The sequence below is a fragment of the Rhodovulum sp. BSW8 genome, from assembly GCF_003314725.1.
Lineage (GTDB): Bacteria > Pseudomonadota > Alphaproteobacteria > Rhodobacterales > Rhodobacteraceae > Rhodovulum > Rhodovulum visakhapatnamense.
Genome location: NZ_QNVX01000044.1, coordinates 1 through 17,626, shown reverse-complemented (window position 1 = coordinate 17,626; position 17,626 = coordinate 1). Strand labels below are relative to the sequence as shown.

The following is a 17,626-nucleotide window of genomic DNA, read 5'->3' as shown; positions in this document are numbered from 1 at the left end:
TCCTGCATTGACGGTTTGGAAAGGGGCAGGGCGGCGGGACCGCCGCCGGGGACCGCTTGCGCCGGGCGGGCGGTCCGGTCGGGGTCAGAGCCCGAGGCTTTGCCTGACCGCGGCCAGGCCGTCGCCGCCGTCCCTGGTGGTCACACCGGCAAGCCAGGTGTCGAGAACCTGCGGGTTTTCTTTCAGCCAGGCTTCGGTCGCCTCGGCCGGGTCGGCGCCGTCGTCGAGGATTTCGCCCATGATCTTGTTTTCCATGGCAAGGCTGAAATCCATGTTGGCGAAAAGTGTGCCAAGGTTCGGGCATTCCGCCGAATAGCCCTTGCGGGTCACGGTATGCACGACGCCCTCGCCGCCGAAGAAATCCTCGCCGCCGGGCAGGTATTTCAGGTCGAAATTGGCGTTCATCGGGTGCGGTTCCCAGCCGAGAAACACGACCGGTTCTTCCTTGCGGTAGAAGCGCGCGACCTGGGCCAGCATGCCCTGTTCGGAACTTTCGACGATCTTGAAGTCGCCCAGCCCGAAAGCGTTTTCCTCGGTCAGGCTCACGAGATAGGCGTTGCCCTCGTTGCCGGGCTCGATCCCGTAGATCTTGTGGTCCAGCTCATCGGCGAACTTGGCGATGTCGGCGTAGCTTTTCAGCCCGGCCTCCCAGGCATAGGTGGGCGTGGCCAGCGTGTATTTGGTGCCTTCGAGGTTGACGTTGATGTCCTCGATCTCGCCGCTTTCGAGATAGGGGCCTATGGCGCCCGACTGCGCCGGCATCCAGTTGCCGAGGAACACGTCCACGTCGCCGCTGTCGAGCGAGGCGAAGGTCACCGGCACCGACAGCACCTTGACGTCGACCTTGTAGCCCAGCCCTTCCAGCACATGGCGGGCCGTGGCGGTGGTGGTGGTGATGTCGGTCCAGCCGACATCGGACATCACGACGGTATCGCAATCGGCGAATGCCGTGCCCGCGGCCAGCATGGCCAGGGCAGAGACGGCAGAAGTCAGTTTCATGGCAATTCCCTGATCGACTTGAGGTGCAGATTTATTGATTGACCAGTCAAACAGTGCCTGATTATCTCCGGTTTGCAACCACTTTTTCAGGAAACGCCCCAGATGACCGCCCAACCCGAGCGCAAGGCACAGCTGATCGACGCGACGATTCAGGAACTTGGCGCAACCGGGTCGCTCAGCGTGACGGTGGGCCAGATCGCCAGGCGGGCCGGGGTTTCGTCGGCGCTGGCGTTCCACTATTTCGGCGACAAGGACCGGCTGTTCCTGGCCGCGATGCGGCATATCCTCGCCGTCTACGGCGCCGAGGTGCGGGCGGCTCTGAAAGAGGCCGACTCGCCCCGCGCCCGGCTCGACGGAACGATCCGCGCCAGCTTCAGCGAGACGAGCTTTCGCCATGACGTGATCGCGGCCTGGCTGAACTTCTACGTGCTGGCGCACCGGTCGGACGAGGCGCGGCGGCTGCTGGGGGTCTATCACCGGCGGCTGCATGCGAACCTCGTTCACGACCTGCGCCCGCTGGCAGGCCCCCGCGCCCCCGAGATTGCCCGCAGGCTCGCGGCGCTGATCGACGGGCTTTACTTGCGATTCGTGCATTTCCCCCGCGACGAGGCCGAAGACAGCGCCTCTGCCCATGTCCTTGCGGCACTCGACGCCGAACTGAAGGCCCTGCCATGACCCGACCCAATCTTCTGATCCTGATGGTCGATCAGCTGAACGGGACGCTCTTTCCCGACGGCCCGGCCCACTGGCTTCACGCGCCCAACCTGAAACGGCTGGCCGCCCGGTCGGCGCGGTTTTCCACCTGCTACACCGCCTCGCCGCTTTGCGCGCCGGGCCGGGCCAGTTTCATGTCGGGGCAGTTGCCTTCGGTCACCGGCGTCTATGACAACGCGGCCGAGTTTCCCTCGGACCTGCCGACCTTCGCCCATCACCTGCGCCGGGCGGGCTATCATACCTGCCTCGGCGGCAAGATGCATTTCGTCGGCCCCGATCAGCTGCACGGTTTCGAGGAACGGCTGACCACCGACATCTACCCCGCCGATTTCGGCTGGACGCCCGATTACCGCAGGCCCGGCGAGCGGATCGACTGGTGGTATCACAACATGGGCTCGGTCACCGGCGCGGGCGTGGCCGAGATCACCAACCAGATGGAATATGACGACGAGGTCGCCCATGCCGCCGGGCAGAAGCTTTACGATCTGGCGCGCCGCAAGGATGACCGGCCCTGGTGCCTGACCGTCAGCTTCACCCATCCCCACGATCCCTACGTGGCCCGCAAAAAGTTCTGGGACCTCTACGAGGACTGCGACCACCTGCTGCCCGAGGTTCCGGCGATCCCTTACGACGATCAGGACCCGCATTCGAAACGGATCTTCGACGCCAACGACTGGCGCAGCTTCGACATTACCGAGGACGACATCCGGCGGTCGCGCCGGGCCTATTTCGCCAATATCTCCTATCTCGACGAAAAGATCGGCGCCTTCCTCGACATTCTTCAGGCGACCGATCAGGAGGCCGCGATCCTCTTCGTGTCGGACCACGGCGACATGCTGGGCGAGCGCGGGCTGTGGTTCAAGATGACCTTTTACGAGGGATCGTCGCGGGTGCCGCTGATGATCGCGGCGCCGGGCGTTGCACCGGGGCGGATCGACACGCCCGTCTCGACCCTCGATGTCTGCCCGACGCTCTGCGATCTGGTCGGGATCTCGATGGACGAGGTTGCCCCCTGGACCGAAGGCCAGTCGCTGCTGCCGGTCGCGGGCGGTGGGCCGCGCGGCCCGGTGCCGATGGAATACGCGGCCGAGGCGTCCTATGCGCCGCTGGTGGCGCTGCGCGACGGGCGCCACAAGCTGACCCGCTGCGCGCTCGATCCCGATCAGCTTTTCGATCTAAAGGCCGACCCGCAGGAGCTGACCGACCTTGCCGCCGATCCCGCCCATGCCGACACCCTTGCCCGGCTGCGGGCCGAGGTCGACGCGCGCTGGGATCTTAACCGGTTCGATGCCGAGGTCCGCAAAAGCCAGGCCCGGCGCGGGGTCGTCTACGAGGCGCTGCGGAACGGGGCCTATTTCCCCTGGGACTACCAGCCGTTGCAGCGGGCCAGCGACCGCTTCATGCGCAATCACATGGACCTGAACGAGGTCGAAGGCCGGGCGCGCTACCCGCGCGGCGAATGACCGGAGAATGACGATGATCTATGAGACCCAACCCACCGCCAGCCACTATGTGGACGGTGCCTATCTCGAAGATACCGACGGCACGCCGATCCCGGTGATCTATGCTGCGACCGGAGCGCGGATCGCGACCGTTCATGCGGCGACGCCCGCCGTGATCGACAGGGCGCTGACCGCCGCCGCGCGCGCCCAGACCGATTGGGCCCGCCTTTCGGGGCGCGAGCGCGGCCGCGTGCTCATCCGCGCCGCCCAGATCCTGCGCGAGCGGAACCGCGAGATGTCGGTTCTGGAAACCTGCGACACCGGCAAGCCCCTGCAGGAGACGCTGATCGCCGATGCCGCATCGGCCGCCGACGCGCTGGAATATTTCGGCGGGCTTGCGGGCAGCCTGACGGGCGAGCATATCCCGCTGGGCGGCGACTGGGCCTATACGATGCGCGAGCCGCTGGGCGTCTGCGTCGGCATCGGCGCCTGGAACTACCCGACCCAGATCGCGGCCTGGAAGGCGGCCCCGGCGCTCGCCTGCGGCAATGCCATGGTCTTCAAGCCGTCCGAGGTGACGCCGCTTTGCGCGCTGAAACTGGCCGAGATCCTGACCGAGGCGGGCGCGCCCGCCGGGCTTTTCAACGTCGTGCAGGGCGCGGGCGAGGCCGGGCAGGCGCTGATTTCCGATCCGCGCGTCGCCAAGGTGTCGCTGACGGGGTCGGTTCCCACGGGGCGGAAGGTCTATGCCGCCGCCGCCGCCGACATGAAACACGTCACGATGGAACTGGGCGGCAAGTCGCCCCTGCTGATATTCGAGGATGCCGATCTCGAGAATGCCGTCGGCGGCGCGATCCTTGCGAACTTCTACTCCTCGGGGCAGATCTGTTCCAACGGCACCCGGGTCTTCGTGCAGAAAAGCGTCAAGGAGGCCTTCCTCGCCCGCCTGACCGAACGGCTGAAGGGTGTCGTGATGGGCGACCCGCTGGACGAGGCCACCAATTTCGGCCCGATGGTCAGCGAGGCCCAGATGCGGATCGTCGAGGGCTATATCGCGAAGGGCGTCGAGGAGGGGGCGCGGCTGGTGACCGGCGGCAAACGGGCCGCGCGCGACGGCTTTTTCCTCGAGCCCACGGTCTTTGCCGATGTCACCGACGGCATGACCATCGCCCGCGAAGAGATCTTCGGCCCGGTGATGGCGGTCCTCGATTTCGAGGACGAGGACGAGGCCGTCGCGCGCGCCAATGCCACCGAATTCGGTCTTGCGGCGGGGGTCTTCACCCGCGACATCTCGCGGGCTCACCGGGTGATCGGGGCGCTGAAGGCGGGCACCTGCTTCATCAATTCCTACAACGATGCGCCGGTCGAGATGCCCTTCGGCGGCGTCGGGATGTCGGGGGTCGGCCGCGAGAACGCCAAGGCCGCGATCGAACATTACAGCCAGCTCAAATCCGTCTATGTGCGCATGGGCGACGTGGAGGCGCCCTACTGATGCAGGCCGATTACGTCATAATCGGCGCGGGCAGCGCCGGTTGCGCCATCGCGTACCGTCTGGCCGAGGCCGGAAAGTCGGTTCTGGTGATCGAACATGGCGGGTCCGATGCCGGGCCGCTGATCCGGATGCCGGGCGCGCTCAGCTATCCGATGAACATGCCCCGTTACGACTGGGGCTTCCGGACCGAGCCCGAGCCGCATCTGGGCGGGCGGCGCCTCGCGACCCCGCGCGGCAAGGTGATCGGCGGGTCTTCCTCGATCAACGGCATGGTCTATGTGCGCGGCCATGCCCGCGACTACGATCACTGGCGCGACCAGGGTGCGGCGGGCTGGGGCTATGCGGATGTGCTGCCCTATTTCCGGCGGATGGAAGACTGGCACGCGGGCGGGCATGGCGGCGATCCGGCCTGGCGCGGGCAGGGCGGGCCGCTGCATGTCACCCGGGGGCGGCGCGACAACCCGCTGGTGCAGGCCTTCGTCGAGGCCGGGCGGCAGGCGGGCTATCCCGTGACCGACGACTATAACGGCCACCAGCAGGAGGGCTTCGGCCCCTATGACATGACCGTCTGGAAGGGCGAGCGCTGGTCCGCCGCGCGCGCCTATCTGCGGCCCGCGCTGAAGCGGCCCAATTGCGATCTGATCCGGGGGTTTGCCCGCCGCGTCGTCATCGAGAACGGCCGCGCCACGGGCGTCGAGATCGACCGCGACGGCTTTACGGAAGTCGTCCGCGCCGGGGCCGAGGTGATCCTGGCAGCGTCCTCGATCAATTCGCCGAAGCTGCTGATGCTGTCGGGCATCGGCCCGGCCGCGCATCTGGCGGACCATGGCATCGGGGTCGTGGCCGACCGTCCAGGCGTGGGGCAGAACCTGCAGGACCATCTTGAACTCTATCTGCAGATGGCGGCCAGCCAGCCGATCAGTCTTTTCAAGTACTGGAACCTTCCCGGCAAGGCCTGGGTGGGGCTGCAATGGCTCTTGACCAGGGGCGGCCCCGGCGCGTCGAACCAGTTCGAAAGCGCGGCCTTCCTGCGGTCGGGCGAAGGCGTCGACTATCCCGACATCCAGTATCATTTCCTGCCGATCGCGGTGCGTTATGACGGGCAGGCGGCGGCCGAGGGGCATGGATTTCAGGCCCATGTCGGCCCGATGCGCAGCCCCTCGCGCGGCGCGGTCACGCTGCGCTCGGCCAACCCGAACGAGCCGCCGAAGATCCTGTTCAACTACATGAGCCACGAGAAGGACTGGGCCGATTTCCGGACCTGCATCCGGCTCACGCGCGAGATCTTCGCGCAGGAGGCCTTCGCGCCCTTCGTCAGCCACGAGATCCAGCCCGGCGCCGCGGTGCAGTCCGACGACGCGCTGAACGGGTTCATCCGCGAGCATGTCGAAAGCGCCTATCATCCCTGCGGCACCGCCCGGATGGGGGCTGCGGACGATCCGATGGCGGTGGTCGATCCCGATCTGAGGGTGATCGGGGTCGAGGGGCTGAGGCTGGCCGACAGCTCGGTCTTTCCGCGCATCCCGAACGGCAATCTGAATGCGCCCTCGATCATGGTGGGCGAGAAGGCGGCAGATCACATCCTCGGCCGCCGCCTGCCCGCCGACACTCGCGGCCCCTGGATCAACCCGGACTGGCGGCAGGCGCAGCGCTGAGCGCTGCACGGGTCAACACGCCCTCGGCCCAGCGGTCGGCCGAGGCGCCGAAACAGTCATGGATCGAGTCGACCGCGATCACGCTGCCCAGCGCGGCCCGGCCCAGCAGCGCCAGCCCCGGCTGCACCCGCCCGTCGGCCCCGATCACCTGGCCGTCGGGGCGGATGCGCGCCCCCTGACCCTTGGCCACCGGCACGATCCGGCCTTCGTCCCGCAGCGCGGCGATGACCGGCGCCTCGATGCCCTGAAGGGCGGGCGAAGGCAGCACCGCGTCGACCATAACATCGGCCCGGGCGCCCTCGTCCCCCTCGACCAGTTGCCAGCCGCTGTCGGTCAGCAGGATGTCGGGGTCGTCCACAATGCGCAAATCGACGATCCCGGTCTCGATCAGGATCGCAAGCTCTTCAATCGTGGCAGCGGGCGGCCCGTAGGAATAGCGTTTCAGCCCCTCGTCGAAGCCGATCAGCGCCTCGGCCGTTCCCGGCGCGGCCGAGCCCGGGTTCACGCCCCGGCGCAGCGCATTCTGCCAGTGCCGCCAGATCTGCCCGATGGCATAGCCCGGCGCGGGCGGGCGGGTCCCGCGCGCCATGGCAAGCCCGCCCCGCAAGGGCACGGTCGGGTCCGGGTCCTCCTGCGAGGCCGGGGCGCTGCGTTCTGCGGTCAGCCACTCTTCGACGCCACCGGGCCCTGCGCCGGTGGCCGCCAGCACCCGCCGGGCGGCCCGCGCGAGCGGGGTGCACAGGGTGACCAGCGCGGCCTCGGGCGGCTGGGCCAGGGCCCGGCTCAAGGCCGCCTCGAAGGCGCGGGTCTCGGCGGGCAGGGGCGCCATGCGCGCGTCGATGGCTTCGCTCGCCGGTTTCGGCCAGGGCGGCAAGCCGTTCAGCGAAAAGGGCAGGAGGCGCGCGGGCTCGCGGCCCGAGGCGATGTACCGGCCGTCCTCGAACCGGCCGCCGAGGCCCAGCGTCAGAAGCCGCACCGCATCCAGCGTCGAGAGCCCGAGCCCGCGAAGCGCCACTGCCTTGCCGGCCCAGCCCTCGGCGGCCTCGAGCAGGCGGTCGGCAGGATAGGCAGGCAGAAGCTCGGCGCCGCAGCGCCGGGCATGGTCCTGCCAGCGTGCCAGTTGCGGGTCGGGCCGGGTGGCGGGCTGGCCGGGCGCCAGCAGCACCTCGTCATAGGGGCCGAAACGTGCCCCCGCGCCGTCCAGCCGCCAGCCCGCCGCGCTGGCCTCGATCCGGCGGATGGCGGTTTCATGGCGGGTCAGCGCGGTGCCCTCGGGCAGGCTGGCCGTCAGCGCGCGGAACCGCGCCGCCATATAGGCGCCAAGCTCGGCCCGGGCCGGAAACCGCTCGCCATCGGGGGGCGACATCAGCCAGGCGGCGAAAGACGCGATCCGGCGCGGAACTGGCGCGGGCGGGTCGATGTCGATGGCCCGGATCGGGATGTTCAGAAGCATCAAGGGGCTTTGGCCGGGATCGAAATTCGGCCCGGCGCCGGGCCAGGGGCCGGGTTCGAAGACGTCGATGGCGACGGGTGTACCAGTGTCGGCCAGCCGCGCGGCCAGTGCTTCCAGCGCCCCCAGACCGCGCGGTCCGAGACCGATGATGGCAAGGCGCAGCGGAGGGTTCTGGTGGGGCATGGCGGGGCGATGTGCGGTGGGGGCGATCTGCGGGTCCATTGCGGGACAAGCCCGAAGGGGGCGATCCGGTTCCCGGCATCGGCGCGCAGAGAGGTCGCAGGCCCCCCATCCGGGCGCAAATCCGGAGGGCGCAAGGTCGGACGGAACCCGGGCGGCGCGCTTGCGTTGTCGGGCTGGCACCCGCCGGGGTCGGCGGGGCCGCTGAGAGGAGACCCGCCCTTGTCCCGTCCGCGCCTGACCCGCCCCCGCCTTCTGATCGGACTCGGCGCTGTTGCCGTGGTGCTGGTTCTGGGGGCCGCCGCGGTCCTCAAGGCCGGGCTGGTGCCCGTCTCGGCCCGCCCGCCCCATGCCGCCGCCACCGCCGCCCTGCTGCATGAGACCTTTCGCGCCTCGGTCGAACGAAGCGCCCGCCAGCTGACCGAGGCGGGTCTGGACGTGCCCGATCTGGACGATCCCGGGCTGATCGCGCTGGGCGCGCAGCATTACGACCAGGTCTGTTCGTCCTGCCATGGCGGCCCGGGGCTGGGGCAAAGCCCGGTTGCGCTGTCGATGCGGCCCCGCCCGCAAAGCCTGCCCGCCGTGGTGGGCGAATTTTCCGAGACCGAGCTTTACGTGATCCTGCGCGACGGGGTCCGCTTCACCGCGATGCCAAGCTGGCCCGCCGATGGCAATTTCGGCGAGATCTGGGCGGTGGTCGCCTTTCTGCGCCAGTTGCCCGGCATGACGCCCGATGCCTATCACGACGCCACCGAGGCCTCCCGGGGGGCCACAGAGGCCGCACTGCCCGCGATGGCCTGGGACCGCCGGGGCGCGGCGATGGAACTGAAGCTGCATGCCCGCGCCGATCCGCTTGAGGACTATCTGTATTCCGCGCCCTCGACCGGCTGGCGCCCGATCGGGCTGGGCGACACGCCTTTGCGCTATTGCGTGGCCTGCCACGGAACCGACGGCACCGGCGCGCCAACCGGCGGGCAGGCGCCCAACCTGGCCATTCTCGATGCCGACACCATCGCCGCGCGGTTGCGCGACTATGCCAGCGGCGCCCGTCAAAGCGGGATCATGGCGACCGTGGCCACCAGCCTGTCGGGGCCGCAGATCGACGCGCTGGCCGAGCATTTCGCGGGGCTTCCCGACCGGACCCTTGGCGTGCCGCCCTCGGCCGGCACCGAGGCCGATGCCGAACGCGGGGCGGCGCTTGTGCGGAATGGCGACTTTGCCCGGGCGCTGCCCGCCTGCGGTCTTTGCCACGGAACCGGCACCGAAAAGGCCGGGCTGGGCGTGCCGCGGCTGGCCGGGCAGGGGGCTGCCTTCCTGAAACGTCGTCTCGACGGGTTCGCTTCCGGGCGGGGGCCCGACCGCGACGGCTGGAACCCGATGCCCGCCATCGCCCGCGCGCTGAGCCCCGCCGACCGCAGCGCCGTCGCGGCCTATCTGGCCGGGCTGCCGGCCGGCGATCCGCTGTCGCCCGATGCCGCCGCGGCCCCGGGGCTCGAACAGGCGACCGAAACGGCGATTGCCCAGGCCCAGAGCTGCACCGCCTGCCACGATCCCGGGCCTGCCCTGGGCGCCGACCGGGATCTGTCGCCCAATCTGACCCTGCAATCGCCCGCCTATATCGCCCATCAGATGGCCCTGTTCGATTCCGGACTGCGGCCGGTCACGACGATGCAACAGGCCGCCCACGAACTGACCGAGGCCGAGGTCGGGGCGCTGGCTGCAGTCTTCGGAACTGCCCGCGCCAGCCCCTCGGGGTCCGACCCCGAGCGCCGTCCGCCGCCTGACTATCAGCTGGCCGAGGCAGGAGCTCTGGCGCGCGACGGCGATCCGGGCCGAGGGGTCCCCGCCTGCCTCAGCTGTCACGGCGCGGCACCGACCGGGGCGATCGGGCTGATCCCGCGGCTCGACGGGCAGCGCGCCGGGTATCTGCAGGATCGGCTGGACTATTTTGCCGAAGGGAAGGCGCCCGAGGTGCTGGCGCCGATGACCGGGATCGCCGCGCGTCTGACCGACAGCGAGCGCGCGGCGCTGGCCGACTGGTTCGCGGCGCGCCCGCCGCTGGAAAAGTAGCGCCTTTGGTGCCGGGTCCGGCCGCGCCCCGCCAGACCGGCAGGGACCGGCCGCAGGGGGGCGGACCGTTCCGGGCTTCCTTGCCGGTTGGCGACTGCGACCTATCCCTTTGAGATCGACCGTCCCGAAAGCCGCCCCGTGCCCGACCCAGTTCCCGTCCGCCCCTCGTCGCTCGCGCCGTTCCGCAAGGCGACTTTCCGCAATCTGTGGCTGGCCTCCAACGTGTCGAATTTCGGGGGGCTGGTGCAGACGGTCGGCGCAGGCTGGATGATGACCGAACTGACCCATTCGCCGGTCATGGTGGCGATGGTGCAGGCCTCGAACACCCTGCCGATCATGCTGGTCTCGCTGATCGCCGGGGCGCTGGCGGACAATTTCAACCGCCGCCGCATCATGCTGGGCGCGCAGACCTTCATGCTGGTCGTCTCGGCGGCCCTGGCGGCGGCGGCCTTCGCCGGGGGGCTGACCCCCTGGCTGCTTCTGGGGTTCACCTTCCTGATCGGCTTCGGAATGGCGCTTTACAACCCGTCCTGGCAGGCCTCGGTCGGCGATATCGTGCCGCGCTCTGATCTTCCGGCGGCGGTCGCGCTGAACAGCATGGGGTTCAACCTGATGCGCAGCGTGGGCCCGGCCGTCGGCGGGCTGATCGTCGCCGCGGGCGGCGCGGCGGCGGCCTTCGCGGTGAATGCCGCAAGCTATCTGCCGCTCTGGCTGTCGCTTTATCTCTGGCGCCCGGCCCTGCCCGAGCGGCGGCTGCCGCGCGAGGCGCTGGGACCGGCGGTGGCGGCGGGGCTGCGCTATGTCTCGATGTCGCCGGTGCTTTTGCGCGTGCTGTTTCGCGGATTTCTCTTCGGGGTGGCGGCGGTCGGGCTGCTGGCGCTTTTGCCCATCGTCGCGCGCGACATGCTGGGCGGGGGCGCCTTCGCCTATGGCCTGCTGCTGGGCTGTTTCGGCGCGGGCGCCATCGGCGGCGCGGTCTCGGGGGCGCGACTGCGCGACCGCTTTGCCAATGAAACCATCGTCCGGGCGGGCTTTCTGGGCTTCGGGGCGGCGCTGGTGGGGCTGTCTCTGTCGCGCGATCTCTGGATCTCGGGGCTGTTGCTTCTGCCTGCGGGCGCCTCCTGGGTGCTGTCGCTGTCGCTGTTCAACGTGTCGGTGCAGCTTTCGACCCCGCGCTGGGTGGTCGGACGGGCGCTGTCGCTTTACCAGACCTGCACCTTCGGCGGCATGGCGACGGGCAGTTTCCTCTGGGGGCATGTGGCGGGCCGGGCGGGGCTGGCCGAGGCGCTGTGGGCGGCGGCTGCGGTGCTGGTTCTGGGCGCGCTGGTGGGGCTGCGCCTGCCGCTGCCGAATTTCGGCACGGACGATCTGGCGCCGCTGGGCCGCTTTGTCGAGCCGCGGCTGGGCGTCGATCTGCGCGCCCGCTCGGGGCCGATCGCGATCACCGTCGAATACGATATAGCGCCCGAGGACGTGACCGCGTTTCTGGCCGCGATGACCGAACGGCGCCGGATCCGCATTCGCGACGGCGCCCGGCAATGGGTGCTGCTGAGGGATCTCGAACGCCCGACGGTCTGGGCCGAAAGCTATCACGTCGCGACCTGGGCCGAATACCTGCGCCATCACGAACGCCGCACCATGGCCGATGCCGAGGTGACCGATCGTCTGCGGGCGCTCAATCGGGGGGCGGGCAAGCCGCGCGTCCGCCGGATGATCGAGCGGCAGACCGTGCCGCTGAGGGACGACCTGCCGCTGAAGCCCGACGACATGGTCTGAGGGCGGGCCGCAACCGGCCGCAAGGTGATCCCTTGCCCCCGGCCGCCCGCCATGCGACACCACCCTGAAAGGCGACATGCGGCCGGTGCCGCCCGTGCCTGTGGGCCCCTTGCGTCCACCCGTCCGGGCCAGCGGCGGCCGCGCGAAGGTGACCCCATGACCGACAGACCGATCTTCCCCCGATTTCCGAGACGGTGCGCCCGCAGGGGCGCGGTCCTGCTGGCGGTGGGGCTGAGCCTCGCGCTGCCGCCCGGCGCCCGACCGGCCCTGGCAGATGGCGGGTTCGCGGCCTTCTGGCAGGGGCTTTTCGGCGGCGACGACACGCAGGGAATCGCCAGTTCGAACGGCCGGATCGAGGCGCAAAGCGTCGAGGTCGCGACCAAATATGCAGGCCGGATCGCCGAGGTTCTGGTCGATGAGGGCAGCACCGTCGAGGCGGGACAGGTGATCGCCCGGATCGACGACCGCGACGCCCAGGCCCAGCTTTTGGGGGCGAAGGCGGCGGTGCTGCGCGCAGAGGCCGCAAGGGAAGTGGCAAAGGCCAGCGTCATGCAGGCGCAAAGCGCGCTGGACGTTGCGCGGACCAATCGCGACCGGGTGGCGCGGCTGCATGAGGACGGTCATGCCAGCGACAGCAGCTTCGACGATGCGCGCAACGCCCTGACCTCGGCCGAGGCGACGCTGGCCTCGGCCCGGGCGCAGGTCAGCGATGCCGAGGCGCTGATCGCCTCGAGCAATGCCGAGGTCGAACGCCTGCAGATCGCGCTGGACGATCTGACGATCCTCGCCCCGATCCGCGGCCGGGTGCTGTACCGGCTGCACGAGCCGGGCGAGGTGGTGGCCGCGGGCACGCCGGTCGTCACCCTTTTGGACCTGACCGATGTCTACATGAACATCTACCTGCCCGCGCCGGTCGTCGGCTTGATTTCGGCCAATGACGAGGCGCGGCTGATCCTCGACCCGATCCCCGATTACATCGTGCCGGCGCGGGTCACCTTCGTCTCGCCCGAAAGCCAGTTCACGCCGAAAAGCGTGGAAACCCTGTCCGAGCGCGAGGATCTGGTGTTCCGGGTCAAGCTGACCATCCCGCGCGAGCTGCTGGTGAAGTTCGAGGACAAGGTCAAGACAGGCGTTCGCGGGCAAGGATTCGTGCGCACGGATCCGGACCGGCCCTGGCCCGAGACCCTTCAGGTCCCCGAAAGCCTTCAGGCCAACGTGCCGGACTAGGCCATGGCGCCGGTGTTCCCCCCTCCGTCCGGCCCGCAGCGGGCGGCCGCAGAGATCGCCGGGCTGACCCACCGCTATGGCGGCAAGGCGGCGCTGGACGGTATCGAGCTGACCGTGCCGCCGGGGTGCATGGCCGGGCTGATCGGCCCCGACGGGGTCGGCAAGTCGACGCTTCTGGGGCTGATCGCCGGGGTCCGGCGCCTGCAGGAGGGGCGGGTTTCGACCCTTGGCCGCGACATGGCCGACCCCGCCGCCCGGCGCGAGATCGCGCCCCGGCTGGCCTACATGCCGCAGGGTTTGGGGCGGAACCTCTACCCCACGCTGTCGGTCCGCGAGAATCTCGATTTCTTCGGCCGTCTCTTCGGGCAGGGTGCGGCCGACCGCGCCCGCCGGATCGACATGCTGCTGGAGGCAACCGGGCTTGCGCCCTTTCCCGACCGTCCGGCGGGCAAGCTCTCGGGCGGGATGAAGCAAAAGCTGAGCCTCTGTTCGGCGCTGATCCACGATCCCGAATTGCTGATCCTCGACGAGCCCACGACCGGGGTCGACCCGCTGTCGCGGCGCCAGTTCTGGGACCTGATCGACCGGGTGCGCGCCGGCATGCCGGGGATGAGCGTGCTGGTCGCGACCGCCTATATGGAAGAGGCCGACCGGTTCGACTGGCTCGCGGCGATGGATGCGGGCCGGGTGATCGCCTCGGGCAGCCCGGCCGAGCTGAAGGCCCGGGCCGGGGCCGCGACGCTTGAAGAGGCCTTCGTGCGGCTGCTGCCAGACCGCCCGGCCGCCCCGCCGCTGGTGATCCGTCCGCAGAACGCAAGCCGGGGCCGCACCGCCATCGAGGCCCGCCACCTGACCCGGCGCTTCGGCGATTTCACCGCCGTCGATGACGTCAGCTTTACCATTCCCGAGGGAGAGATCTTCGGCTTTCTCGGGTCGAACGGCTGCGGCAAGTCCACCACGATGAAGATGCTGACCGGGCTTCTTGATCCAAGCGAGGGCGAGGCCGAACTTTTCGGCCAGCCGCTGCGCGCCTCGGATATCGAAAGCCGGATGCGCATCGGCTACATGTCCCAGGGCTTCTCGCTGTATTCCGAGCTGACGGTCCGGCAGAACCTCGCGCTGCATGCCGATCTTTATCACCTGCCGCGCGACCGGCGTCAGGCGCGGGTCGACGAGGTGCTGGACGAATTCGACCTGGCGCCGCTGGCCGACCGCATGCCCTGGGACCTGCCTCTGGGCCAGCGCCAGCGGCTGCAGCTGGCCGTGGCGGTGCTGCACGACCCGCAGGTGCTGATCCTCGACGAGCCGACCTCGGGGGTCGATCCGGTGGCCCGCGACGGGTTCTGGCACAAGCTTCTGTCGCTGTCGCGCGACAAGGGCGTGACGATCTTCGTCTCGACCCATTTCATGAACGAGGCCGAACGCTGCGACCGGATCTCGCTGATGCATGCGGGCCGCGTGCTGGAGGTGGGCGCCCCCGCCGAGATCGTGGCCCGGCACGGGGCCGACAGCCTCGAGTCGGCGTTCATCTCGTGCCTCGAGGCCGAGCTGCCGCCCGACCCGGCCCCGGCCGCCGAGCCCGCGGCCCTTCCCGTGGCGGGGGCGTCCGGGACCGCGCCGCGGCTTGCCGGGATGACCCGGCTCTGGGCGCAGTGCTGGCGCGAGACGCTGGAACTGACGCGCGATCCGATCCGGGTCTTCTTCGCCCTCGCGGGGCCGGTGATCCTGCTGCTGACCATGGGCTACGGCATCTCCTTCGATGTCGACCGACTGAGCTTTGCCGTCCACGATCAGGACCGCACCCCCGAAAGCCGCGCGCTGGCCGACCAGTTCACCGCGATCCGGCAATTCGCGGAAACCCCGCCGCTGCCCGGCATCGCGGACCTTCGCGCCCGGATGGGGCGGGGCGATCTGGCGGTGGCGCTGGACATTCCCGACGGCTTCGGCCGCGACCTGACCCGGGGCGACCGGCCCGAGGTTTCGGTCTGGATCGACGGGGCGATGCCGTTCCGGGCCGAAACCGCGCGCAGCTATGCGCTGGGCGTGCTGTCGGATTACGCCGCCGCGTCGGGCGCGGGGCAAGCCGGTGTCAATATCGAGACCCGCTTTCTCTTCAACCAGTCCTTCAAGAGCGCCCATGCCATGGTGCCCTCGATGATGATGGTGATCCTGATGCTGATCCCGTCGATCATGTCGGCGATCAGCGTGGTGCGCGAGAAGGAAACCGGCACCATCGCCAATTTTCGCGCGACCCCGGTCTCGCGCGCCGAATTCCTGCTGGGCAAGCAGCTGCCCTATCTGGCCATCGCCTGGGTCAGCTTCTGGATGCTCTTCGCGGTCGGGCGCGGCGTCTTCGGGGTGCCCTTCACCGGCAGTCTCGGGGCGCTGGCGGCGGTGTCCTTCCTGTATGTCTTCGCCACCACGGGCTTCGGGCAGCTGATTTCGTCCTTCACCCGAAGCCAGGTCGCGGCGGTCTTCGCCACGGCCGTTCTGGCGATCATTCCGACGGTGAATTTCTCGGGCCTGATCCTGCCGGTCTCGTCGCTCGACCCGATGGGGCGGGCGGTGGGGCAGGGCTTTCCCTCGGCCTGGTATCAGCAGGTGACCTCGGGCACCTTCCTCAAGGGCTTCGGCTGGGCCGAGGTCGCGCCATCGGCGGCGGTTCTGGCGGCGTTCTGTCTGGCCTATCTGGCGCTCGCGATCCTCGGATTGCGCAAGCAGGAGGCGTGATCTCATGCGGAGCCTGCTGAACACCCTGCGTCTGACCCTGAAAGAACTGAGCGCGATCCGTCGCGACCGGGTCATGGTGGTCTTGATCATCTATGTCTTCACCGCGGCGACCTGGCTGGTGTCGAACGCGGCCTCGACCGAGATCCGCGATCTGGCGGTGGCCGTGGTCGACGAGGATCGCAGCCCGCTGTCGCACCGGCTGACCGACGCGATCCGGCCGCCGCTTTTCGCCGAACCGGAAGTGCTGAGCCCCGCCGAGGCGGCGCGCGCCCAGGACGAGGGCCGCTATGTGCTGGTGCTGTCGATCCCGCCCGGGTTCGAGCGCGATCTGCGTGCGGGGCAGGCGCCCGCGCTGATGGTGCTGGTCGATGCCACCGCCATGGCGCAGGCGGGCAACGGTGCGGCCTTCCTGCAGCGGCTTCTGGCCGACGAACTGCAGCGCTATGCCGATCCCGGCGGCGGCGCCTCGGACCCGGTCGATGTGGTGTTTCGCAACCGCTTCAACCCGAACCTGACCGCAACCTGGTTCACCTCGGTCATGCAACTGATGAACAACGTGACGATCCTGACCCTGATCCTCTCGGGCGCCGCGATGATCCGCGAGCGCGAGCAGGGCACCATCGAACATGTGCTGGTGATGCCGGTCCGCCCGCACGAAATCGTGCTGTCGAAGATCCTGGCCACCGGTCTGGTTATCCTGCTGGCCTCGATTTCCAGCCTTGTGGCGGTGATACATTGGGGGCTCGGGGTGCCGGTGACGGACTCGCTGGGGCTCTATGCGCTGGGCGCTGCGGTCTATGCGATCTCGGTGGGCAGCATCGGCCTGTTGCTGGCCACCTTCACGCGCAACATGGGGCAGTTCGGACTTCTGGTCATTCCGGTCATCATCGTCATGCTGCTGCTGTCAGGCGGCATGACGCCGATGGAATCGATGCCCGCATGGATGCAGGTCGCGGTCGGCATCGTCAGCCCGGCGCCGCATTTCGTGGCCTTCGCGCAATCGGTCCTTTACCGCGATGCGGGCCTTGCGCTGGTGACGGGCGAGCTTTTGCGCATGGCGGCGATGGCGGGAGTGGCGCTGGCGGTGGTGCTGGCGCGGTTCCGCAAGGTGCTGGCGGGCTGAGCCCGGTTCGGGTGCGGCCAGAGACGCGATCCGGCTTTCGGCGGGGCCGACCTGCCCGGCCGCCGGGCCCTCAGGACGGAACGTGCAGCGCGCGTCCTCGCGAGGACGGCCGAGGTTCTTTGGGGCGACACCTGGCGCTCGCCGTCCCAGGCCTCAGCCCGTCCTTGCCAGGCAGCCGGAATGCGCAACGACGGCCTTGCCGGAGCTACTCTGTACGGGTCCAGACTGCTTCTGCTTCTGCTTCTGCTTCTGCTTCTGCTTCTGCTTCGGTTGCAGGGCGGGCGGAGCCGGGCCGGGCTCTGTTGCCAGGACCTGCGGCCAGTGTTCCCACGTAGGCCCGACGGGCGGCCGGAGGCCCCCCTGGCTGGAAGGGTTCCGCTGCGTCGAGCCGACCGGTTGGTGGTCTGTCCGCGCGCGACCTTATCCGTTCCGCTTGGGTCCTGTCGGTCAGGCGCAAGGCGGCGAAAAGCGGTACGACCTGCCGCGAGCCCACGAGGCGCCCGGGCCACGTCCCCGGGGCAGGGTTTCGGCCGGAGGCCGGTTGAACAGGGGCAACCACCGGGGAATGGGGGCCAGCCTGCGGCGCTGTCCATGCGGCGCTGGCTCGGGCTGTCCGGATGCCGGTTCTGAAGCGTCAGAAGTCTTGCCATCCTGCGTCGTTGACCGCGCGCTTGCGAGGCTCGCCCGCGGCGGGCGCAGCTTCGGGGCGGGCGGAAGGGGCCGGCCGCGCCGCCGGCCGGCCGGGCGCCGCGTTCCGAAGACGGA

Annotated in this window: 11 protein-coding genes; 9 read left to right on the top strand and 2 right to left on the bottom strand. The window is 69.5% G+C overall.

Annotation, left to right across the window (positions count from 1 at the left end; translation table 11 throughout):
• Window positions 1-84 precede the first annotated feature (84 nt).
• On the bottom strand, window positions 85-999 hold the full coding sequence (gene choX, locus DSD19_RS16110) for a choline ABC transporter substrate-binding protein (protein ID WP_113670341.1): 915 nt from the start codon (window positions 997-999) through the stop codon (window positions 85-87).
• 102 nt (window positions 1,000-1,101) lie between these two features.
• Here choX and betI point away from each other — a divergent pair, with 102 nt between their 5' ends.
• The 4 genes from betI to betA are packed head-to-tail and all read left to right on the top strand — an operon-like array spanning window position 1,102 to window position 6,302.
• Complete coding sequence (gene betI / locus DSD19_RS16105; protein ID WP_075786580.1) at window positions 1,102-1,674, top strand: transcriptional regulator BetI; 573 nt, start codon at window positions 1,102-1,104, stop codon at window positions 1,672-1,674.
• Window positions 1,671-3,176: a choline-sulfatase gene (betC, locus tag DSD19_RS16100; protein WP_113670340.1), complete on the top strand. Its 1,506-nt coding sequence runs from the start codon at window positions 1,671-1,673 to the stop codon at window positions 3,174-3,176. The genes betI and betC overlap by 4 nt, the downstream gene beginning before the upstream one ends.
• Before the next feature lie 13 nt (window positions 3,177-3,189).
• Window positions 3,190-4,647, top strand: coding sequence for a betaine-aldehyde dehydrogenase (betB, locus tag DSD19_RS16095; protein WP_113670427.1), 1,458 nt, complete (start codon window positions 3,190-3,192; stop codon window positions 4,645-4,647).
• Window positions 4,647-6,302, top strand: coding sequence for a choline dehydrogenase (gene betA / locus DSD19_RS16090; protein WP_113670339.1), 1,656 nt, complete (start codon window positions 4,647-4,649; stop codon window positions 6,300-6,302). The genes betB and betA overlap by 1 nt, the downstream gene beginning before the upstream one ends.
• Here the strand turns inward: betA and DSD19_RS16085 are convergent.
• Entirely contained in the window at window positions 6,271-7,938 is a 1,668-nt protein-coding gene (locus DSD19_RS16085) for an FAD/NAD(P)-binding protein (protein WP_207802483.1), read from the bottom strand. The two genes, betA and DSD19_RS16085, sit on opposite strands and share 32 nt — an antisense overlap.
• 219 nt (window positions 7,939-8,157) lie before the next feature.
• Between DSD19_RS16085 and DSD19_RS16080 the strand changes: the two genes are divergently transcribed.
• The 5 genes from DSD19_RS16080 (at window position 8,158) to DSD19_RS16060 (ending at window position 16,861) form a co-directional block, all read left to right on the top strand.
• On the top strand, window positions 8,158-10,005 hold the full coding sequence (locus tag DSD19_RS16080) for a c-type cytochrome (RefSeq protein ID WP_165828155.1): 1,848 nt from the start codon (window positions 8,158-8,160) through the stop codon (window positions 10,003-10,005).
• A 138-nt stretch (window positions 10,006-10,143) separates the two neighbouring features.
• Complete coding sequence (locus DSD19_RS16075; RefSeq protein WP_113670426.1) at window positions 10,144-11,781, top strand: MFS transporter; 1,638 nt, start codon at window positions 10,144-10,146, stop codon at window positions 11,779-11,781.
• A gap of 156 nt (window positions 11,782-11,937) precedes the next feature.
• Window positions 11,938-13,008, top strand: coding sequence for an HlyD family secretion protein (locus tag DSD19_RS16070; protein ID WP_113670336.1), 1,071 nt, complete (start codon window positions 11,938-11,940; stop codon window positions 13,006-13,008).
• 3 nt (window positions 13,009-13,011) lie between these two features.
• Window positions 13,012-15,738 carry a ribosome-associated ATPase/putative transporter RbbA gene (gene rbbA / locus DSD19_RS16065; protein ID WP_113670335.1) on the top strand — a complete coding sequence of 909 codons (2,727 nt, stop codon included), beginning with the start codon at window positions 13,012-13,014 and terminating at the stop codon, window positions 15,736-15,738.
• A gap of 4 nt (window positions 15,739-15,742) precedes the next feature.
• Window positions 15,743-16,861, top strand: a complete 1,119-nt coding sequence (locus DSD19_RS16060) for an ABC transporter permease (RefSeq protein WP_113670334.1) — start codon at window positions 15,743-15,745, stop codon at window positions 16,859-16,861.
• Window positions 16,862-17,626 lie beyond the last annotated feature (765 nt).